Origin of the sequence: Corallococcus interemptor (assembly GCF_003668875.1) — a bacterium.
Classification (GTDB): domain Bacteria; phylum Myxococcota; class Myxococcia; order Myxococcales; family Myxococcaceae; genus Corallococcus; species Corallococcus interemptor.
Genome location: NZ_RAWM01000022.1, coordinates 62,753 through 82,867, shown reverse-complemented (window position 1 = coordinate 82,867; position 20,115 = coordinate 62,753). Strand labels below are relative to the sequence as shown.

The window sequence follows — 20,115 nt, the reverse complement described above, 5'->3', positions numbered from 1 at the left end:
GTCGCACCGCATGCCACGAATCCACCCCCCACTCGCGCCTCTCACCCACTCGCCACTCGCCGTCCTGGCCCTTTGCAGCGTCCTTTGGACCGCGGCTTGCGGTGGCCCATCGGACGGTGCTCCGTCCCCAGAGCGCCTGATGTCTTCCAAGGCCGCGCTGCTGGACTTCCAGGTCGAACTGCCTGACAAGGATTTCCTCTCAGCGCCCGCCTTGGGCTCGCACCACGTCTCGCATGAGGGCGCGGACACCACGGATTGCGGCCCCGTTTCAACCCATCCTTGCAAGACGCTCCGTTACGCGATGGGCAAGCTGCCCGCAGGCTACATTCTGTATGTCCACGGCAGCCCGACGCCCTACGAGGGTACCTTCAACTACGTCGACCTGACCGGTACGGCCACCACTCCCCGTCGCGTCATCGGCGTCGATTCGTACCAGCACAAGGCAAGAATCATCCCTTACGGAGGCAAGCGCCCCTTCAGCTTTGGCAATGCCAGCTATTGGATCCTCAAGAACCTGATCGTGGACTGCCAGGATCAAGACTACGCCGGCATCTACATCTCCTACTCGGACCACATCGCGGTTCAGGACTCCATCATCGAGCGATGCCAGAAGGCCGGCGTCTCCGTGCTCCAGGGGTCCCACGTCACGATTGAAGGCAACACCCTGTCCAAGAACCTGGGCACGGACACGGTGACCCGTTCTGACGGCAGGGTGGAAGTCGTGCGTGCGGACGGCAACGGCGTCACCATCAGCCGCGCGTCCCATCACATCCACGTCCTGAAGAACTACAGCTTCGACAACTCGGGCGACAGCGTCCAGTGCCAGGGATCCGAGCAGGAGGACCCGCTCCCCGGCGGAGGCCCGAACGTCGCTCTGAACCCCCGGCACATCACCATTGAGGGCAATGACTTCCACGACAACATGGAGAACGCCGTGGACATCAAGTCCTGCAATGACGTGCTCATCACGGGAGCCAACCGCTTCTACAATCTCTATGCAGCCGAGGAGTGGCACGACAACACGCCCATTTGCGGAGGCGCCGCCGTCATCGTGCATTATGGCGCGACGCGGGTGCGCATCGAGGATGCGACCATCTTCGACAGCGGCATTGGCATTGAACTCGGCCGTTTTGACCTGCCGGGCGCGTCAGACATCGTCATCCGCCGCAATCAGATCCACAACATGAACCAGAACCAGGTGGTGACCTGGCCCAGGCAGCAGAAGAAGTTCAACTGCGGCGATGGAATCACTGTCTACCGCGCTGCGAACGTGGAGATTTATCACAACACCCTCCACAAGCTTCCGCACAGTGGCATCCAGGTCCATCCCTCCTCCAACGGAGCAGGGTGGGAAGATGCACGCGACATCCGCATCTGGAACAACATTGTCTCGGAGGTCGACGGACTGGCCTACTTCGACCCGGCGGACACAGAGGCGCCCTTTACCCGGACCACACGAACGGGCGGCACGCTCTTCTTCCAGCCTGCATTCGTCGCGGGTGTGTTCCAGAGCGAGAACAACCTCTTCTATCATTCCACCGGTGCGAAGTTCCGGCTGGATGGCACGGCGGGACTGACGTTCGCCCAGTGGAAGGCGCAGACAAGCTTCGATCACGCGGGGACCGGGCCCACGGCCAGCGCCGAAGGGAATCCCTCCTTCCGCAATGGCCTCGCGGGAGACCTGCGGCTCAAGCCCGGTTCCGCGGGCATCGACACCGCCCTTCCGGATACGACCAACGTCTCACGCCGGTGTGGCAGCCTGAGCCAGCCTGACCGGGGTGCGGTGGAGAGCGACTGTGCAACGAGCGCGACGCCCTCCCCCCTCTGGGGCATACAGCGTGGCACGCCCGTTACGGATCGCCTCTTCGCGGTGACGACCAACAGCGTGGGCGACATCTTTTATGCCGGCGAAAGCGATGGCGACTTCGGCTTCACCAACTCCGGGGGATGGGACGCGGTGGTCGGCCGCTATTCAGTCACGGGGGGCCAGGGATGGACGCGGCAGATGGGGACCAGTTCCTCGGAGTCCGCGAATGGCATCACCGTTGATGCGCTCGACAACGTGTTCATCGCGGGCTCCGCTGGCGGCAATATTGGCGCGCCTCCGGCGGGTGGCGGTGATGCCTACGTCGTCAAGTACGACAAGAACGGGAATCGGATCTGGAAGTCCCAGCTTGGAACGACGGCGAGCGAGTCCTTCGCCAGCATCACCTCGGACGGCACCGACCTCTACGCGGCAGGAAGCACCCGGGTGACGCAGCCAACCTACGGCCCTCCTGACTACTACCTGGCCCGGCTCCATGCGGATGGCACTGTCGCCTGGACCCGCCAGACTGGCGGCAGCGGATGGGACGAGCTCACGGGCATCGCCTACAGCGCCGTGCACCAATCCATCTTCGTGGTGGGCCACGGCAACGGAGGCTCGTCGGGAGGGGGCATCAGTGAAATCTACCTGGCACGCTACGCCCTGGATGGAACGTTGGTCTGGGAAGCACGCTGGAACAAGCCCAGTCCCACCTACTTGAACGTCGCCGCCAAGAGCGTGGCGGTCGATGGTGCCGGCAACGTGTACGTCGGCGGCTGGACGACCCCCTTTTCGGAGTCCTACCGCCCCTTGCTGCTCAAGTTCGACGGCGCGAGCGGAACCCTGCAGTGGACTCGCGAATGGCATGAGCAGGGGTTCACCAACGCAACCATCTGGTCCGTCGCGGTCGCGCCAGATGGCCATATCTATGCGTCCGGAAGCGCGGGAAACTGGATGTCACTCTGGAAGTTCGATTCCGCCGGAATCCGTGTCTGGCAGCCCCACGTGGGCGAACCAGGAGGGCCCTACACCACCGGCATGGGAGTCGCCGTCGACGTGCATGGTGACCCTGTGATGGTCGGCTCGACGTTCGGCGACATCTTCATGCCCAGCCAGGGCGGCCCGGACGATGCGTGGATCGTGAAGTACCCGGGGGATTAGCGCCCTCACTTCACGGCCGTTCTTCTCAGCCTCCGAGGAGAACGGCCGTGCTGTTTCTCCGGGCTCAAAACAAAGCCGCCATCACGGGAATGACGCGCCGTGCCCGGCTGCCCACCGGCCGGGCACGGGTTGTACCGACAGACAGCCCGCGCGGGCCCGAAGCCGTCTAGAATCCCCGGCCGCTCATGCCTCCCGTTCCTCCCGCCCCCATCCCCACGCACACCGTCGTCGCCGCGCGGGCGCAGGGAGAACGGCTGTCCGCGCAGCGCTTCCACCTGGTGCTGCTGGACACCGAACGCGCGGGCACCGTGTACCCGCTCGCCACGGAGGACCTGCGCGTCGGCAAGTCCACCGACAACGACGTCGTCATCGACCACCCCACCGTCAGCCGCAACCACCTCGTCGTGCGCCGCCAGGGGGACCGCTTCCTCGTCCAGGACCTGGGCTCCACCAACGGCACCTTCCTCGACGGCGCCCAGGTGCGCGAGGCCTACCTGCGCCCCGGTGCCCTCCTGGAAGTCGGCGACGTGCGCCTGCGCTTCAGCCCGCAGATGGCCCCCGTGCAGGTGGAGCCCACCGCCGAGGACCGGCTGGGTGACCTCGTGGGCCGCAGCCTGCCCATGCGGCAGATCTTCGCGCTGCTCCAGCGCATCGCCCCCACGGACTCCACCGTGCTGCTCGTGGGCGAGACGGGCTCCGGCAAGGGCGCGGGCGCCAAGGCCATCCACAAGTTGAGCCCCCGCTCGGCCGGGCCGCTCGTCGTCTTCGACTGCGCCAGCGTGTCCGACTCGCTCATCGAGTCCGAACTCTTCGGCCACGAGAAGGGCGCCTTCACCGGCGCGGTGGGCCAGCGCATCGGGTGCCTGGAGCGCGCCCACGGCGGCACCCTCTTCCTGGACGAAATCGACGACCTCGCCCTGGACCTGCAGCCCAAGCTGCTGCGCGCCATCGAGGACCGCGAGTTCCGCCGCCTGGGCTCGTCCTCGCCCATCACCTTCGACGCGCGCATCGTCGTGGCCAGCAAGAAGGACCTGTGGTCGGAGACGCAGGCGGGCCGCTTCCGCGAGGACCTCTACTTCCGCCTGTCTGTCTTCACCGTCAGCCTGCCGCCCCTGCGCGACCGCAAGGAGGACATCCCGCTGCTCGTGGAGGCCTTCGCCGGTGAGGGCCTGTGGCCCCGGCTGCCGGAGAAGATTCAAGAGCAGTTCCTGGGGCACACCTGGCCGGGCAACGTGCGCGAGCTGCGCAACGCCCTGGAGCGCGCCCGGCACATGGTGGACATCCCGGGACTCGCCGGAGAGAACCTCCTGCGCGAGTTCACCCGCGACGTGCCCGCCCCCGCCGGGGACTTCCTGCCGGTGGAGTTCACCGGGCCCTTCAAGGTCTGCAAGGACGAGCTCGTCCGCGCCTTCGAGCGCGAGTACCTCACGCGCCTGTTGGGCCGCGCCCGGGGCAACATCGCCCGCGCCGCCCGCGAGGCGGAGCTGGACCGCAAGCACCTCTATTCGCTCTTGCACAAGTACGGGCTCGTTCAGAGCGAGCCGGACTGAGCCCTTGTGGCATGGTGGCGGCCGCTTTCGCGCGGTCCCCCATCCCCCAGGAGGGCTTCATGAAGTTGCGTCCGTCCCGCTGGCTCGGTGTGTTGTGCGCGGGTGTCCTGATGATGCATGCGACGGGCTGCTTCGGCTCGTTCAAGCTCACGACGAAGATCTGGCAGTTCAACAAGGGCATCTCCGGCAACAAGTTCGTCCAGTGGCTGGTGTTCCTCGTGTTCGTCGTCGTGCCTGTCTATGAAATCGGCACGCTGGTGGACGCGCTCGTCGTCAACAGCATCGAGTTCTGGACCGGCAGCAACCCGGTGAGCAGCGTGGAGGGCGAAGACCCCAACACGCGCATCGTGAAGCTCAGCCCCACCGACACCCTGAAGATGTCCCGCGACGTGGAGTCCGGCGTCATGCGCCTGGAGCTCCAGCGCGAAGGCCAGGCGCCGGTGGTGCGCTACTTCGAACCGCTGGAGGACGGCATGGTCGCGCGCGACGAAGCGGGCGCCCTGCTCATCCGCGCGCAGGGTCAGTCGGACGGCGCGGTGAAGGTGACGGACGCCAGCGGCTCCACCGTGACGGTGCACGCACGGGACGCCGTGGACACCGCGCGCCAGCTCTTCCTCGACGGCGGCGCTCCGGCGCTCGCTGGGTTCGCCACGCACCAGGGACAGCTCACCCAGGGCCTGGCCACGCTCGACGCCTGCACTCCGTAAAGGCAAGAACCTGGGGCTTCCGGCGCGTGTGTCACCGGAAGCCCCGGGGTGATTCAGGGCGAGGGCTCGTCGCCCACCACGTCGCCCAGGTCCGGACCGAAGCCCGCGTCGAGCGCCAGGGAGTTGAACGTCCCCTCGATGTTGCGCCCCGCGCCGTAGCCGTCGCCCTTCTTGAACGACAGGGAGAAGTCTCCGCGCGTGACTTCACCCGGGTTGCCGCCCTCGTCGAGCACCAGGTCGCCGCGCTCCACCTGGGTGAAGACGCGCGCGGGCTCTCCCGCGGCCACGTGCACCACCGACGCGCGGTCGCGGCCCGAAGGCGTGGTGCCGCCGAGCTGCACCTTCGTGCCCGGCTTCAGGTCCACGCCTTCCGTGTCCACGGTGAGCCGCGCGACCAGGTCCACGTCCAGGCCGTTGTTGCGGAAGTAGCTCACCTGGAGCGCCTCCGGGTTGCGGCGGATCTCCACGCGCGACACGTCGCTCACCGTGAACAGCTCCGACACGCTGCCGGACAGCTCGTTGTCTCCCCGGCACGCGATGGCGCCCGCGCCAGAGAGCAGGCCCGCGAGCCCCAGCGCCGCCAGGGCGCGTCCCGCGAGGCTCACCGCTCCACCGCCAGCGTCAGGGCCTGCGTGCCGCTCGCGCGGTAGAGCACCACCCGCTTGCCGGACGACAGGAACGCCAGCTTCGGCGACCAGCCGCCCGCCGTGTCCACCGTCACCTCGCGCCACTGGTCCTCCACGCGCGTGGCGATGACGAGCGCGTCATCCGACGGCGAGCAGCTGCCTTCGTTGCGCCCGGACTCCAGCGAGCAGATGTGGAACGCGATGGACGGATCATGCGTCGTCGGGTCGAACGCCAGCGACGGATACCAGCCGCCAGAGCCCGTCTGGTACACGGGGTCCGGCGTCGTCCAGTCCCCCGCCGCCGCGCACTTCGTCCCCGTCTTGCCGTCGCAGGTGATGAACGTGAGCTGGCTGGTGAAGCGGTCCACCACCGCGATGCCGAAGCCCACCTGCGTGTCATACGCCAGGGATGCGCCCAGCATCGTGCCGCCCACCGACTGGACCTTCACCGGCGGCGTCCACGTGGTGCCATCCGCGTTGCGGCGCTGGAAGAACACGTTCTGCCCCGGCGCGTCCGCGGCCCCGAAGGCCTGGTCGAACACCAGCGCCGGCTGGGCGCCCGCCATCACCATCTGGAGGCGGCCGCCATAAGCGGGCTTTTCGTCCGCGCCATTGCCGCCCACCGCCACCACCCGGTGCTGCCAGGTGGCGGGCCCGCCGCTCGCGAGCTCCACGTCGCTGCCCGCCCAGTCCTGCTGCGGGGACTGCCCGTTGTGCACGTCGCGGTACACGACGAGCGCGTCGTTGCCACTGAAGACCAGCGCGGGGTTGATGCCCACGAGGTAGCCCTCGTCGCTCACATCGTTGCCCGCGACGGCCTCGTCACCCCGGCGCACCGCGATGTGCTCCGTCCAGGTGCCGTTCGCGTTGCGGTAGGCCACCGCCAGGTCACTCTGCAGCCAGTAGACGGAGTTGTCGCTTCCGCCGCCCAGGTAGCTCACCACGGGCTGGCCCGCGGGACTGAACGCCAGCGACACGCCGTACATGCGCTGCACGGTGGCGATCTTCTCCGCCGTCGCCTGCACCCGGCCGTCCTGCACCTCGCGGTAGCGCAGCTCGAAGTCCTTGTCGTTCACCTTCACGTAGTACGCGATGCCGATGCGGTCCTCCGGGCCCACCGCCATCGCGATGTTGGAGATGGCCGTCTGCTCGGTCGGCCCCGTGTCCACCGTCAGCCGCACGAAGGGCGTGTCCGTCGTTCCGCCATCGTCCTGCGGCTTCGGGCCCGCGTCCGGGTTGGCCGGCTTGCCGCCGCCACATCCCAGCGCGAGCGCCGCTCCCAGTATCCACGCGTGCCGTTTCATGCGGTTCTTCTCCTTGGTCCAATCGGCCCAGTTGAGTGCGCCATCCTAGGGCACCTGGGCTAGGCTCGCATGTCATGGCTCGCGCGCGTTCGCTCCCCCCGAAGCTGTCCCGGCGCACCTTCATCCAGCGGCTCACCTTCTTCGGCGGCGGTGTGGTGCTGCTGGGCGGCGCTGCGTGTAAACGTTCGAAGGAAGCGGAAGCGCCCAAGCCCGCGGAGCCCACCGGCACCACCGCCGCCGGACAGACGCTGCGCACCTTCTCCGCCTTCGAGTACGCCGTCGTCGCCGCGGCCACCGAGCGGCTCCTCCCCCGCGACGAGGACCCCGGTGCCCAGGACGCGGACGTGGCGCTCTACATCGACCACATCCTGGAGACGCAGGGGCTGGAGTCCATGCACCGCGACTTCCTCCAGGGCCTGTCCGCGCTGGAGCGCCGCGCGCAGCGCATGTTCCAGAAGGGCTTCGCGCAGGCCACGCCCGCCCAGCAGGACGAACTGCTCGCCATCTTCAAGGACAGCCCGGCCGGCAGCGGCGAGGCCCACTTCTTCGAGCTCTTGATGACGCTCAGCCTGGAGGGCTTCCTGGGCGACCCGTCCTACGGCGGCAACAAGGGCCGCGTGGGCTGGCGCCTGATGGGCTTCGACACCGTGGGCACGCTCGCCATGGCGCCGCCCGAGGGCTACGACGGTCCCAGGTGCCTGCGCGAGTGCGGAGGCCACCACCCGTGAGCCTTCCTTCCGTGGACGTGTGCATCGTGGGCAGCGGCGCGGGCGGTGCGCCGCTGGCGCTGGAGCTGGGCCGCGCGGGCTTCAAGGTCGTGGTGCTGGAGAAGGGCCGCCACTACCAGCCCAAGGACTTCGTCCACGACGAGATCCTCAACAGCCGCCGCAACTTCTTCATGCCGCTGCCGTGGGAGGAGCCGCACCTGGTGCGCCAGGGCGCCAAGGGCCGCTACGAGCGCAGCAACGCCGCGTGGACCGCCAACTGCGTGGGCGGCGGCACCGTGCACATGAGCGGCTTCTTCTACCGCCTCAAGCCGGTGGACTTCCGCCTGCGCTCCACGCTGGGCGCCGTGCCCGGCAGCACCGTGGCGGACTGGCCCATCTCCTACGAGGAGCTGGCCCCCTTCTACGACAAGGCGGAAGCGGAGCTGGGCGTGTCCGGCCAGGCCGTCCCCCACCCCTTCGCGGAGCCCCGCAGCGGCCCCTACCCGCTGCCGCCGCTGGACGTGCACCCGGTGGCGTCCGAAATCGACAAGGCGTGCGCGGGCATGGGCTGGCACGCGCTGCCCACCGCGCGCGGCATCATCAGCAAGGCCTACAAGGGCCGCTCGCCGTGCGCCTACTGCGCGCTGTGCGGCAGCTACGGCTGTGAGACGGGCGCCAAGAGCAGCACGCTCGCGAGCCTCATCCCCAACGCCATCGCCACCGGCAACGTGGAGGTGCGCCCGGGCTGCATGGCGCGCTCCATCGAAGTGGACCGGCAGGGCCGCGCGAAGAGCGTGGTGTACCTGGACAAGGACGGCGTCGCGCAGGAGCAGCCCGCGAAGGTCATCATCGCCTCCGCCACCGCGGTGGAGAGCGCGCGCCTCCTGCTCAACTCCACCTCCAGCCGCTTCCCCAACGGGCTCGCCAACGGCAACGGGCTCGTCGGCAAGAACCTCCTCTTCAGCTCCTTCGGCGGCTCGCGGGCGCACTTCCGGGTGTCGAAGCAGAAGGCCGCGCGGCCGTGGCTCACGGACCCCGCGCCCTTCGTCAACCGCAGCCTCCAGGACTTCTACGTGATGCCGGACGCGCGCCACGGCTTCCGCAAGGGCGGCACGCTGGGCTTCATGTGGGCGCACCCCAACCCCATCTACGCGGCGGTGGGCCTCGCGGGCAGCGGCAAGTCCGGCGTCTTCGGCAAGGAATTGAAGGACCGCATGCGCGCGTACCGCGACTCGCGCATCCTCGAGTTCGAGGTCTACGCGGAGTTCCTCCCCACGCCCGGCACCTCCGTCACGGTGGAGTCCGGCGTGAAGGACAAGTACGGCATCCCCGTGGCCGCCATCACCCTGGACCGGCACCCGGCGGACTTCGCCGCCACGCGCTTCCTCGTCGAGCGCGGCGAGGAGGTGCTGCTGCGCCTGGATCCGGACAGCGTCGAGCGCGTGGGCACGCAGGGCGAAACCACCATCCTCCAGCACGGCACCTGCCGCTTCGGTGACGACCCGGCGGCCTCCGTGCTGGACAAGCACTGCCGCGCGCACGAGGTGCCCAACCTCTACGTGGTGGACGGCAGCTTCATGCCCACGGGCGGCAGCGTGCCGTCCACGCTCACCATCGCGGCCAACAGCTTCCGCGTGGCGGCCCACCTGGTGCGCACGCTCAAGGGCTGAGGCGGTACGCCGCTCGCGCGTTTCTACGGGATGCGCAGCGGCTTCACGTCCACCTTCACCACGTAGCGCGCCTGCATGTCGGAGTCGAACTCCACCAGGTGGTCACCCACGCCGGTGACGTCCGCCTGCTGGGTGAAGACGCCGAACTTCTCCATCTGGTCCAACGCCGCGCGGCCCGAGGACGCCTTGCGCTGCCGTGCGCGACAGCCCTCCTCGTGCACGGTGATGGCGGTCTCCTCGCCCGCCGCCGTCACCTCCTCCAGATAGAAGCTCACCTGGATGGTGGAGGCCTCCGGCACGCGCACCAGCACCTGCCCGCGTCCGGGGAAGCGCCCTTCCGAGTAGCTCTCCGGTCCGAGGATGCAGCCCGCGTATTCACTGCACACGGGCCAGGACGACTTGCAGACATCCAGCACGCGCGCGCCGATGAAGTCCTCGCGCGAGCCGCCGCAGGCGGCGAGCATCAATCCCATCACAGCACCCGCCAGCCGCGAGACATTCCGTGTTACAACTCCAGACATTCTGCTGAACCTCACCGAGGAGTGGATGTCCATGCGCATGCGCAACCTGTGGCTGCCTCTCACCATCATCGCCCTGGCGGGCTGCGGAGACGAGAGCGAGGAACTGCCGAACACGCCGCAGCTGCTCATCGACCGCACGGAGCTGAGCTTCGACACGGAGTTCTCCGCGGGGACCTACGTGGGGGCGACGACCTTCAACACGCTCTACATCGAGAACCGCGGGCTCCAGACGCTGGAGCTCAACGAGGCCTCCATCTCCGGCCCCAGCGTCTTCACCCTGAAGAAGCCGGAGGACTGGCCGGAGAACGGCCCGCTGAAGCTGGAGACCTACAAGCGCACCTTCATCGAAGTGGCCTTCAAGCCCACCGCCGCGCAGGAGTACACCGGCAAGCTCACCCTCAAGTCCAACGCCGCCAACGGCGAGACGCAAGAGCTGACGCTCAAGGGCAAGGGCATCGCGAAGCCCGCGCCGTAGTCCCGCTCCCGGAGGCGGCGGAGGCGTGAAGCCCCGCCGCCCGCCCGGCGCTGCTACCGGGTGAACTGGCAACCGCCCACCCACGTGCCACCGTCCTGCGACGGCGCGGGGCACGACGTGGGCGAGCCACCATCCGCCGCCGTGTAGCTGCGCGGATAGTCGCCGTACGCGGTGCGCAGCGTGTAGCCCACGGGGGTGTAGTCCGTGCGCTCGGTGGCGCTCACCGCCACCTTGAGCGTGCCGCCCTTGATGAAGCGCCGCTCCAGACACGAGCACGCGTAGGGCGCCACCGTGACGCGCGTCGTGGTGGGCGTCTTCTCCAGCTGGTACAGCGCCTGGTAGCTGCTGAGCGGGGCGCTCGCGGAGGTGTGCCACGCGCGCATCACCGAGGAGCTGTACGCCAGCGTCAGCGCGCCGCCCGTGCTGGTGGTCGTCACCGGCGTGCACGTCTGGGTGCCGCCATCCGTGGTGTTGCCGTCGCAGAAGGTCAAATCCAGCGCCAGCCCGTGCGGCGTGCCGCCATCCGGCAGGTTCTCCACGTCCCACTGCACCAGCCACGCCGCGTCCTCCGGCGCGCTCAGCGTGGGCAGCTGGTACTGGAAGGTGTCCGTGTCGGAGGGGACCGCGTCGTAGTCCGTGGGGCCGCGCACGCCCAGGCCCGTGGCGCGGTCGTTGCCGCGCAGCCGGCCGTGGCCGTAGGACAGCTGGCCCTTCGCCTCGAAGGTGGCGCTGCCCGGCACCGGCAGGTTGCCCGCGCCCACGCCATTCAGCGTCTTCGCGCGCTCCTGCTCCACGCCCCCGCTGTAGGCGGCGACCTCCTCCGCGTCGTCGTCCGCCCAGGACACCTCCAGCCGGTAGTCGCGGTCATCCGCCCACCCGTTACCGCCCTGCACCACGAAGTGGTACGCCGCCGTCCCGGTGTGCGTGGGCACGGGCAGCGCGCCCTGGAAGTTGCTCAGGCCGGGGAAGCGCGCCGGGTCGGCCTCCTCGCGCAGCGACTGGAGGCACAGCACGGCGTCCTTGTTGTTGCAGTACGTCTGCACCAGCGAGGGCGCGTCGGGGAACTCGCGCACGTCGCGCGGGCACACGGCCGCGTCGTTGGTGCAGGTGGCGCGGTTCTCGGCGGTGATGGACGTGCTCACCGTGGTGAAGACCCGCACCTGCCGGTCCGCCAGCCTGCCCAGCTCCACGGGCAGCGGGTCGAAGCGGGGCGTGGTGGCCACCTCCACCAGGCGGTAGCGCAGCACGCTGGGCTTCGCGTACGCGGGCAGGCGCAGCGCGTACCAGTCCTGGTCGCCCACGTAGCCCAGCCGTCCCGTGAAGGACGTGGACGTGCCCGGCGAGCCCACCAGGTCCCGGGCGAAGGCCTGGGCGTAGGCGTCGTTGCCGCTGGACTGGTCGTTCGCGTCCGCCTCGTCCACCACGCGCACCTCCACCGTGTAGGGCTGGCGCAGGTCGCCCGCGGGCACCGGATCATTCGTCCCCCGGTAGCCCTTCACCACCAGCGTCCACGTGCCGGCGAGCGTCGCCTGCACCTTGCGCGCGGTGGCAATCACGCCCGGGTGCACCTTGGGCCGCACGTTGCCCTCGGACTCCTTGTCCGTGCCGTTGGGGCGCAAGAGCTCATAGGACAGGCGGTAGTTGGGCGCGAAGCCCTGGTCCGGCGCGGTGAGGCGCACGTAGACGATCTTCCCCGCCGTCAGCGGGAAGCTGAAGCGGTCCACGTCGTTGTCCGTGGCCAGGTAGCCCTGGGCGTTACCCACCTGCACGGCTCCCTGCGCCGACAGCGCGATGGGCGTGGGCGTGACGTCGTTGGGCTCGTTGGTGTCCGGGTTCTCCAGCAGCTCCACCGTGAGGCGGTAGCGGTTGCGCGCGTCGTAGTTGGGGCGCGCGGGGTTCGTGGGCGCGTCGCGCACCACGACGATGAGCTGCGTGTCCGGCGTGCCGTACGGCAGGATGATGTCCACCGGCTGCGGGGCGCCCGCGCCGTGCTGGTCCGACTTCGCCACCAGCGAGGTGCTCTTGTCCTTCTCCAGCACGGACACGGACAGGTTCACCGGCGTGCTGGACGCCAGGTACGTGCCGGTGACGTGCACCAGCGTGCGCGCGTTGGCGTTGGCGGGGATGCGGATGCTGTACCAGTCCTCGTCACCGGCCTTCACGTCGCCCGTGAGCGCCAGGAAGCGCTCCACCGGCGTGCCGGGCTTCAGCTCACAGTCCGCGTTGGACAGCGCCTCCTCGCGGCTGTTGCAGAGGTCCTCCACCACGCCCGTGCCGGCGTCCGGCGTGTCGTCCCCTTCCGAGGAACAGGCGGCCAGCAAGAGGAGCGCGAGCGGGAGCAGTCGGGTGCGAAGGCGCATGGGGGAATCCAGGAGGCGAAGAAGTCAGGGGACGGGCGAGAGGGTCGGGGCGACGCCGGGGCAGCCGTCCACGAAGTCCTCGGGGTTCACGCGGATGACGCCATCCGGCGGCGACTTGATGCCGCCCACCGGGTAGCGCACGGAGTCCACGCGGAAGGTGCGCACCAGCGTGCGCGCGGTGGGGTCGTCCGCGGGCAGCATGGACACGGAGAGGTAGATGTCGTTGTAGCCCGCGCCGCGCTGCACGGTGCCGGCGTCCACGCCCCCGTCCACGCCGCCGTCGGCGATCATCGCGACGGTGGGCGCCAGGAGCACGTTGTCCACTCGGAAGCGGTAGCACTGGCGGCCCTGGTCATCCACCGGGCCGTCCGCCTCCATGCTGTAGCGGTACGCGTCCGAGGCCAGGTTCGCGGTGTCCACCTGCAAAGGCCGCATGTGCATCCGCGCCTCGCTGCGGTTGGTGAGGCCGTCCGTGTCCGGGTCCTCGTCCATGTCCTGGCTGGAGCCCTGCGTGCCGCCCCGCCACTCCATGCCGTCCGGCACGCCGTCGCCGTCGCTGTCCTGGAGCGTGGCGTTGGTGCCGATGAACTGCTCGTCGCAGTCCAGCAGGCCGTCGCAGTCCGTGTCCACGCCGCGCAGCGCGGGCGGGCAGCCCTTGTCCAGGCCGCCGCCGTCCGGCTGCACTTCCTGGGTGGGGTCGAACTGCACGCCGCGGTCGCGGAAGTACACCTCCACGCCGTCGCTGAAGCCGTCGCCGTCCGTGTCGCGCAGGTTGGGGTTGGTCCCCAGCTCGTACTCGCGCGCGTCGGTGAGGCCGTCCCCGTCGGTGTCCGCCTCGTCCAGCGGGCTGCCCGGGGGCGCGGAGAAGTTGGAGGCCACGAAGTCCTTCACGATGAAGGCGCGGCGCACCTGGCCGAACTGGAAGTTGAGGAAGTTGATGGGCTCGTTGTTGCGGAAGTCCCGGAAGTTGCCGCCGCCCAGCGTGGCCATCTTCTCCAGGCGGTCCGCGTTCTGGTTGATGATGAGCAGCGGGCAGCCGCCGTCGCCAAAGCCGCCGTCCTCCGCCACCAGGTCGCACACGGACGGCACGGGCTGGATGGGGTTGAAGACGTGCACGGTGTTGAAGCGCACGTCCTCCACCAGGTCGCGCAGCTGGCGGATGCGCACCACCGCGTCACCGCGGATGAGCTCGTCGTCCTGGTTGTTGGTGGGCTTGCCGTCCGACAGGAAGATGACGGAGTAGCGCGCCTGCGCCAGCGCTTCGTTGCCGCTGGGCTGCTGCCGCGCCCGCGCGATGTCCGTGTTGATGAGCGAGTAGATGTCCGACAGCGGCTTGACGAAGTCCGTCGAGTCGCGGTTCGGCGACGTGTCCGTGTTGCGGAATGTGAGCAGCTTCTCCGTGAGGATGGCCCTCGCCGTGGCGTCCAGCCGCGACACCTGGATGAAGCCGTCCTCCGGCGGCGGCCCGGGGTTCTGCGTGAGGAACGCCGTGGTGCTGCCCGCGAAGAGCATCACCGCGATGGAGACCTCGTCGTCCTGCGGCAGGTTCTCGATGAGGTCCACCAGCGCCGTGGCGCGCACGCCGTCCGGGTCGCTCACGCGCATGGACTGGCTGGCGTCCATGGCGACGATGATCTTGATGGGCCGCACGACCTCGTTCGCGCCCAGCGTGCAGAAGCGCCCGTCCAGCGCCACGGCCCGGTCCGCGGGCACCTCCGTGTCGCGGCGAGGGTCGTAGAGGTACGAATCGGTGCAGGCCACCACCACGGCGAACCCCACCAGGGCCAGGGCCCACCCACGTCCCGCGCGGCTCACGGCGACGCGCCTCCCTGCGACGGCGACACGCCGACGCAATTGCCCTGGGTCCTCCAGGGGTCCACCAGTTGATCCGGCCGGCGGAAGTCACCGTCGTCCATGGCCAGGTCCGGCCCCAGCGGCACGCGCACGCTGGGCGGCGCGTACTGCGCCCACGCGCACGCGGTGCGCCAGACGCCGTAGTCCGTGGCCACGCCGCTCTCCGGCGCCTCCGCGAACCACACCTTGAACAGGTTGTAGCCCTGCTTCACGCCCGAGCGGTCCGGCGGCGTCACCAGCTGCAGGTTGGACACGGTGAAGTCGTAGCAGACGCCGTTCGTGTCGTTGCCGCCCTCCACCTTCTTCACCTCGTACTGGATGCCGTACCGGTCGTGGAAGGTCCGGTCGCGCCGGGTGGGGTCGCTGCCAGCCCGCAGCTCCTCGTCGTCCGGCACGCCGTCGCCGTCGGTGTCCAGGCCGGACACGCTCGACTGGAGCGGGTTGAGGCCGTACTTCGCCTCCAGCCCGTCCGGCGAGCCGTCGCCGTCGCTGTCCACGATGCCCTGGCGCGTCTTGAGGTAGTCCTCGGCGAACTGCGACAGCCCGTCACCGTCCGTGTCGCGGCAGACGCAGCCGGGCGTCAGCGGGGACTTCGGGTCGCAGCCGCGCGCGTCCAGGTCGTTGCCCGGCTTGAAGCCCTGGTCCTGGCGCCGGTACTCGAAGCCGTCGCTCAGGCAGTCGCCGTCACTGTCGAGGGTGAACGGGTTCGTCTTGAGCGTGAAGCTGTTGTCCAGCGTGTCCGGGATGCCGTCGCCGTCGCTGTCCACCACGCGGCCGTCATCCCCTGGCGCGGAGCTCAGCGGCTCCACCATCAGCGTCTTCATCACGTTGGGCGACGCGAACGACGAATAGTCCAGTGCGCCCAGGCCCAGCTCGCTGATCTCCGCCGTGTCGCTGAACTCCTGGTAGACGCCGTTGCCCATCTCCGCGAAGCGCTTGAGCAGGAAGGAGGCGATCTTCTTCGCCGCGGCCGGGTACTGCGCCTCCGGGACGCCCGGGTAGGTGCCGTAGATGTCCTGGCAGATGGGGCCGCAGGCGCGCACGGCCTCTTCGTTGAAGAGCAGCACCGTGTGCATGCGCACGTCGCCCACGTTGTACTGCGTCTTGAGCTCCATCAGCCGGCGCACGTAGCTGAAGAGCTGGTAGTTCTGGTTGCGGTCCGTGCCCACCTCGAAGCCGGTGATGACGTCCGTGGTGCTGGTGGCGTTGCAGAAGCTGGAGATGGAGTCGCGCCAGGTGAGGTCCGGCGTGTCCGGCCCCGCGTAGACGGACAGGTCGTCGTTGGCGGAGCAGCGCGGGTACGGCGTGCCGTCCGTGAGGAACACGACGACGTAGCGCGTGCGCGGCAAGAGTTCCGGCGTGGACTGGGACACCGCCTCGATGTCGCTGGCGATGAGGCTGTACGCGTAGCTGAGCGCGCCCTGGTAGTCCGTGCCCTTGCCCAGCTGCGACTGGAGGCCTTCGATGTAGCCGTTGATGTTGCCCGGCGGCGCGAAGCGGTCTCCCGTGGAGGCCGGCGGCCAGGTGTTCTTCACGTTCGTTTCGAACGGGGCAATGGCGATGCTGATGTTGCCCTGGCGCGCGTCGTTGATGCGCTTGAAGCCGTTCACCAGGTTCTTCAGCGCCCGCACGCGCGCGGGCTCCGTGACGCCCGGCGGGATGATGGCCTGCACCTCCGTGCGCTCGCAGAAGCCGCTGCCCTCCTGCGAGCCCGGCGGATCCGACACGCACATGCTGCCGGACTCGTCCACGACGAGCACCACCTTCACCGGGAAGCCGGTGGGGTTCGCCGGGCGCGTGCACACCCGGCCGGTGAGCGTCAGCCGGTCATCCAGCTGGGACTGCTCCTGGGCGCGCGGCTCCAGGAGCGAGTCGGAACAGGACAGCACACCCAGGACCAGGAGGCCGGTCGCAAGAAGCGGGACGACGAACTGACGGCGCATGCGATGCGGACCTCCTGGCATGGGGGACATCTCTTTCTTACGCCTTCTTGCGGCGGCGCAGCAGCAGGCCGAGCACGCCGGCGCCCAGGGCCGCGGCGCTACCACCGGCGGGCAGCGAGGTGCAGCCGCCGCCGTCGGCGTCCTGCTTGCCCACCTTCACGAACAGGCTGGACACGGAGGTGCGCTGGTCGGGGAACACGCGGTCCGCGAAGGCCAGGCGCGTGGACACCTGCAGCTCGTACTCGCCTTCCTTGTCCGGGTTGAAGTTGGGCACGCTGCCGTCCACGTACTGGTATTCCCAGTGGCGGCTGTAGGTGACGGCGCCCTTGGGGTTCTCCACCACCGCGTTGGAGCCGGAGGGACGCTTCACCACCGTCCACGTGTACTCGATGGCCGCGCCGTTGCGGTTGGCGAACAGGGGCGGGCGCACCGCCATGCCCGTCTTCTCCACGCTCAGCACGCCGCCGGTGCCCACGCTGAAGGGCGACTTCGGGTCCAGGCAATCGTTGGGGTTGTCCTTGTTGAGGACGACGCAGTAGCGCGTGTCGCACGCGTCACCCAGGCCGTCGCCGTCGTCATCCGCCTGGTCGCGGTTGGCCACCAGCGGGCAGTTGTCCTGGGCGTTGAGCACGGAGTCGTTGTCCGTGTCCGGGTCGCACGCGTTGCCAATGCCGTCCGCGTCCGCGTCCTTCTGGTCCGGGTTGGACAGGCCGGGGCAGTTGTCCAGGTTGTCGGAGATGTTGTCGCCGTCCGCGTCCACGCGGCACAGGCTCACGTCCGCCGGCAGCTGCTGGTTCTCATTGGCGATGAGCGGGCAGTTGTCCTCGCCGTCCTTCTTGCCGTCGTTGTCGTCGTCGTCGTCACAGACGTCGCCAATGCCATCCTTGTCGTTGTCCGCCTGGTTGGCGTTGGGGATGGTGGGGCAGTTGTCCTCGCCGTCCAGCTTGCCGTCGTTGTCGTCGTCCGGGTCGCACGCGTCGCCAATGCCGTCACCGTCACCGTCCAGCTGCGTGGCGTTGGACACGCCCGGGCAGTTGTCACAGGCGGAGCCGACGCCGTCGCCGTCCGGCGAGTCGTCCTGGTCGCGGTTGGACGTGAACGGGCAGTTGTCCTTGTCGTCCGCCTTGCCGTCGCCGTCCGCGTCGTCCGTGTACGACAGCGTCTTGCCGTCGTCCGTGTACGCCACCCAGATGGAACAGCCACAGCCACAACCGCAGCCGCCGCCCTCCTCCTTGGGACGACCGCACTCATCTCCGAGGCACTCCGGGTTGTCCGGGTTCTGCTCCTGGGCCTGCACGGTGCGGGGACTCAGCACCAGGAAGGCTCCCAGCGCCAACAGGGGGGCAATGCGACCGATAGTCATGGTGACTCCTTTCACAACCCCCGCTCTAGCAAGAGGCGATCCCGCGTCTGTAGGAGTTTCAGGGTCAGGAACTTCAAGGGGTTATGCGTCTGGAAGGGACTGCTACAGGATGGGTGTGGGGGGGACACCCCATTGAGACTGTGGGGGACACCCCACGCCGGCGGGCCGGCTCAGGTGCCCACGATGAAGTCGTCGGAGACCAGGGGGACCATGCCCGCGGGGGTGCGGCCCGTGTCGGGGTCGTATTGGATTTCCTGGATGAAGAGCGAGCCCACGCCGGCGCCGCGCGGATCATTGTCCCGGCCCACCTGGAGGTAGAGGTAGACCTCGTTGGTGCCGGCGCGGATGACCTCGCCGGGAATCAGCGGGTGGGGGCGCTCCAGGGTGGGGACCAGGGAGACGTTCTCCACGCGGGTGCGGTAGCAGGCGCGGTCGCTGATGTCGGTGGGGGGCAGCGGGACGATGGAGTAGCCGTAGCCGCGCTCGCGGTGGAAATCCAGGTCGGCGCTGAGCGGGTCGCCGTGGGCCTCGACCTCCGCCACGTTGGAGAGGCCGTCGCGGTCGGTGTCGAGCAGGTCCTCGGCGACGAGCGGGTTGGTGTGTGACAGGGCCTCCACCAGGTCCGGCAGGCCGTCGCCGTCGGTGTCGCCGATGCAGGGGTCGGTGCCCAGCACGCGCTCCTCGCAGTCGTTGAGCCGGTCGCCGTCAGTGTCCTGCACCACGCTGCAGCCGTTGATGACGTCCACGGCGAGCGGGTCCAGGCCCATGCGCAGCTCCACGCCGTCCATCAGGCCGTCCTGGTCGGTGTCGGGGACGGCGGGGTCCAGGCCCAGGGCGCGCTCGTCGTCGTCCGGCACGCCGTCGCCGTCGCTGTCCGTGAGCATCTGGCCGTTGCGCACCTGCACGTTGCGGTTGAAGGCGAGGAAGCGCTTCAGCTTGAGCGCGTTGTCGAGCGCGCCGTAATCCAGCCGCGCCAGCGCGTTGGGCAGGCCCGCGAAGTCCGTCTCCACGGGCGCGCTGCCGCCCGCGTTGGCGATGGCGGCCACCTGGAGGCGGGTGACGGGGTCCGGCACGTCGCCGCGGACGTAGATGGGCTGGACGCTGACGTCGCCCGCGCCCAGCTGCTCCACCAGCCCCTTGAGCTCGCCCACCACGGCGGTCAGCTCGCACTGGCTGCACGCGGCGTTGCACTGGGCCTGGGACGCCGGGGTCGCGTTGCAGCCCGCGGCCTGGGACAGCGCGGAGCAGCGGCTGTCGATGCCGATGTTGTACGCCGGGTTGTCACAGCTCACGTCGGAGCTGCGGATGACGGGCGCCACCACGTAGCGCGAGCGCGCGACCTCGCCCCTGCAGGCGGCCTGCATGTCGCCGGACAGGAGGCTCTTGGACAGCCGCAGCGCGGAGCGGATGCTGATGGGGCCCTGCTGCTGGTAGCTGGCGTAGCGCGGCAGGATGGACTGGAAGGCCGCGGCGTCCGTGAAGCTGCCTTGCAGGCCGGTGGCCACCGAGTGGAACGCCACCAGCCCGAACTTCACCTGCGGGCCGGTGTAGCGCGAGGTCAGCGTGGTGAGCCCGTCCACCGCGTAGCCCACGACCTCCGGCTCCACGCCGGTGCCGCCCTGGAGCGCGAAGACGACCTTCACGGGGAACGCGTCGCCGGTGGCCTCGGGGACGCAGAGGTCACCCTCGAAGTTGGCGCGGTCCCGCGAGCCGCCCGCGCGGTCGTTGATCGAATAGAGCCCCGCGTCGGTGCACGACAGCCACAGCGAGGAAAGCAGGAGCCAGGCGACCCGGGGGGAGGAACGCATTCGTTGGATTGTAGACCTCAGCCCCCCCTTCCGACGCAAGCGACGCGCGGGGGGGATCCGCGTGAAGGGCCCGACACGGGGCTGCCCTTTCGCGCCGGAAGGGAAAAGGACGCCGCCACCCAGGCTGGAATGTCCACATCCCGCCTGGAATCAGCTCCGGACAAAATCCTGGCCCTATCTGGATGGCTCCGATTCCTGGGACGAGAAAGACATTGGCCATGCAGTCCAATCCCCAAGGAGCAAGCCCCTGAAGAAGACGCAC

At 69.1% G+C, this 20,115-nt stretch carries 14 protein-coding genes; 6 read left to right on the top strand and 8 right to left on the bottom strand.

Features of this window, described 5'->3' with window-relative positions:
- The first annotated feature begins 139 nt into the window (after positions 1 to 139).
- The 3 genes from D7X96_RS11310 (at position 140) to D7X96_RS11300 (ending at position 5,222) form a co-directional block, all read left to right on the top strand.
- Positions 140 to 2,965: a right-handed parallel beta-helix repeat-containing protein gene (locus D7X96_RS11310; RefSeq protein WP_158626572.1), complete on the top strand. Its 2,826-nt coding sequence runs from the start codon at positions 140 to 142 to the stop codon at positions 2,963 to 2,965.
- A 185-nt stretch (positions 2,966 to 3,150) separates the two neighbouring features.
- Entirely contained in the window at positions 3,151 to 4,515 is a 1,365-nt protein-coding gene (locus D7X96_RS11305; protein WP_121769693.1) for a sigma 54-interacting transcriptional regulator, read from the top strand.
- 59 nt (positions 4,516 to 4,574) lie between these two features.
- The gene (locus D7X96_RS11300) at positions 4,575 to 5,222 is read left to right on the top strand and encodes a DUF3332 domain-containing protein (RefSeq protein WP_121724069.1); all 648 of its coding nucleotides are present in this window, start codon (positions 4,575 to 4,577) and stop codon (positions 5,220 to 5,222) included.
- 53 nt (positions 5,223 to 5,275) lie between these two features.
- On the opposite strand, the gene D7X96_RS11295 is transcribed toward D7X96_RS11300, so the two are convergent.
- Together D7X96_RS11295 and D7X96_RS11290 are read right to left on the bottom strand one after the other, a co-directional pair.
- Positions 5,276 to 5,827, bottom strand: coding sequence for a hypothetical protein (locus D7X96_RS11295; protein ID WP_120549402.1), 552 nt, complete (start codon positions 5,825 to 5,827; stop codon positions 5,276 to 5,278).
- Positions 5,824 to 7,152 carry a hypothetical protein gene (locus D7X96_RS11290; protein ID WP_120549403.1) on the bottom strand — a complete coding sequence of 443 codons (1,329 nt, stop codon included), beginning with the start codon at positions 7,150 to 7,152 and terminating at the stop codon, positions 5,824 to 5,826. The genes D7X96_RS11295 and D7X96_RS11290 overlap by 4 nt, the downstream gene beginning before the upstream one ends.
- 74 nt (positions 7,153 to 7,226) lie before the next feature.
- On the opposite strand from D7X96_RS11290, the gene D7X96_RS11285 reads away from it, so the two are divergent.
- Both D7X96_RS11285 and D7X96_RS11280 read left to right on the top strand, forming a co-directional pair.
- Positions 7,227 to 7,880 (top strand): gluconate 2-dehydrogenase subunit 3 family protein, encoded by a 654-nt coding sequence (locus D7X96_RS11285; protein WP_120549404.1) that lies wholly within the window; start codon positions 7,227 to 7,229, stop codon positions 7,878 to 7,880.
- Positions 7,877 to 9,529 (top strand): GMC family oxidoreductase, encoded by a 1,653-nt coding sequence (locus tag D7X96_RS11280; RefSeq protein ID WP_120549405.1) that lies wholly within the window; start codon positions 7,877 to 7,879, stop codon positions 9,527 to 9,529. The genes D7X96_RS11285 and D7X96_RS11280 overlap by 4 nt, the downstream gene beginning before the upstream one ends.
- 23 nt (positions 9,530 to 9,552) lie before the next feature.
- Here D7X96_RS11280 and D7X96_RS11275 read toward each other — a convergent pair whose 3' ends face one another.
- Positions 9,553 to 10,002: a hypothetical protein gene (locus D7X96_RS11275; RefSeq protein ID WP_199747061.1), complete on the bottom strand. Its 450-nt coding sequence runs from the start codon at positions 10,000 to 10,002 to the stop codon at positions 9,553 to 9,555.
- Between the two features lie 79 nt (positions 10,003 to 10,081).
- Here D7X96_RS11275 and D7X96_RS11270 point away from each other — a divergent pair, with 79 nt between their 5' ends.
- Positions 10,082 to 10,525, top strand: coding sequence for an Ig-like domain-containing protein (locus D7X96_RS11270; protein ID WP_199747059.1), 444 nt, complete (start codon positions 10,082 to 10,084; stop codon positions 10,523 to 10,525).
- 53 nt (positions 10,526 to 10,578) lie between these two features.
- Here the strand turns inward: D7X96_RS11270 and D7X96_RS11265 are convergent, their stop codons facing one another.
- From D7X96_RS11265 to D7X96_RS11245, 5 genes are all read right to left on the bottom strand, one after another.
- Positions 10,579 to 12,885: a hypothetical protein gene (locus tag D7X96_RS11265; RefSeq protein ID WP_121769692.1), complete on the bottom strand. Its 2,307-nt coding sequence runs from the start codon at positions 12,883 to 12,885 to the stop codon at positions 10,579 to 10,581.
- A 24-nt stretch (positions 12,886 to 12,909) separates the two neighbouring features.
- Entirely contained in the window at positions 12,910 to 14,700 is a 1,791-nt protein-coding gene (locus D7X96_RS11260; RefSeq protein WP_120549409.1) for a vWA domain-containing protein, read from the bottom strand.
- Positions 14,697 to 16,682, bottom strand: a complete 1,986-nt coding sequence (gene mtsD / locus D7X96_RS11255) for a cell-cell cohesion protein MtsD (RefSeq protein WP_121724065.1) — start codon at positions 16,680 to 16,682, stop codon at positions 14,697 to 14,699. The genes D7X96_RS11260 and mtsD overlap by 4 nt, the downstream gene beginning before the upstream one ends.
- A gap of 37 nt (positions 16,683 to 16,719) precedes the next feature.
- Complete coding sequence (gene mtsC, locus D7X96_RS11250; RefSeq protein ID WP_120549411.1) at positions 16,720 to 18,045, bottom strand: cell-cell cohesion MYXO-CTERM protein MtsC; 1,326 nt, start codon at positions 18,043 to 18,045, stop codon at positions 16,720 to 16,722.
- A gap of 170 nt (positions 18,046 to 18,215) precedes the next feature.
- The gene (locus D7X96_RS11245) at positions 18,216 to 19,853 is read right to left on the bottom strand and encodes a calcium-binding protein (protein ID WP_120549412.1); all 1,638 of its coding nucleotides are present in this window, start codon (positions 19,851 to 19,853) and stop codon (positions 18,216 to 18,218) included.
- Positions 19,854 to 20,115 lie beyond the last annotated feature (262 nt).

What these genes read in the sequence shown, in the direction of transcription:
- D7X96_RS11270 (WP_199747059.1), top strand. Translation starts at nt 10,082, where the DNA reads ATGCGCATGCGCAACCTGTGGCTGCCTCTCACCATCATCGCCCTGGCG.
- D7X96_RS11305 (WP_121769693.1), top strand. Translation starts at nt 3,151, where the DNA reads ATGCCTCCCGTTCCTCCCGCCCCCATCCCCACGCACACCGTCGTCGCC.
- D7X96_RS11275 (WP_199747061.1), bottom strand. Translation starts at nt 10,002, where the DNA reads ATGGGATTGATGCTCGCCGCCTGCGGCGGCTCGCGCGAGGACTTCATC.
- mtsD (WP_121724065.1), bottom strand. Translation starts at nt 16,682, where the DNA reads ATGCGCCGTCAGTTCGTCGTCCCGCTTCTTGCGACCGGCCTCCTGGTC.
- D7X96_RS11265 (WP_121769692.1), bottom strand. Translation starts at nt 12,885, where the DNA reads ATGCGCCTTCGCACCCGACTGCTCCCGCTCGCGCTCCTCTTGCTGGCC.
- D7X96_RS11245 (WP_120549412.1), bottom strand. Translation starts at nt 19,853, where the DNA reads ATGCGTTCCTCCCCCCGGGTCGCCTGGCTCCTGCTTTCCTCGCTGTGG.
- mtsC (WP_120549411.1), bottom strand. Translation starts at nt 18,045, where the DNA reads ATGACTATCGGTCGCATTGCCCCCCTGTTGGCGCTGGGAGCCTTCCTG.
- D7X96_RS11285 (WP_120549404.1), top strand. Translation starts at nt 7,227, where the DNA reads ATGGCTCGCGCGCGTTCGCTCCCCCCGAAGCTGTCCCGGCGCACCTTC.
- D7X96_RS11310 (WP_158626572.1), top strand. Translation starts at nt 140, where the DNA reads ATGTCTTCCAAGGCCGCGCTGCTGGACTTCCAGGTCGAACTGCCTGAC.
- D7X96_RS11290 (WP_120549403.1), bottom strand. Translation starts at nt 7,152, where the DNA reads ATGAAACGGCACGCGTGGATACTGGGAGCGGCGCTCGCGCTGGGATGT.
- D7X96_RS11300 (WP_121724069.1), top strand. Translation starts at nt 4,575, where the DNA reads ATGAAGTTGCGTCCGTCCCGCTGGCTCGGTGTGTTGTGCGCGGGTGTC.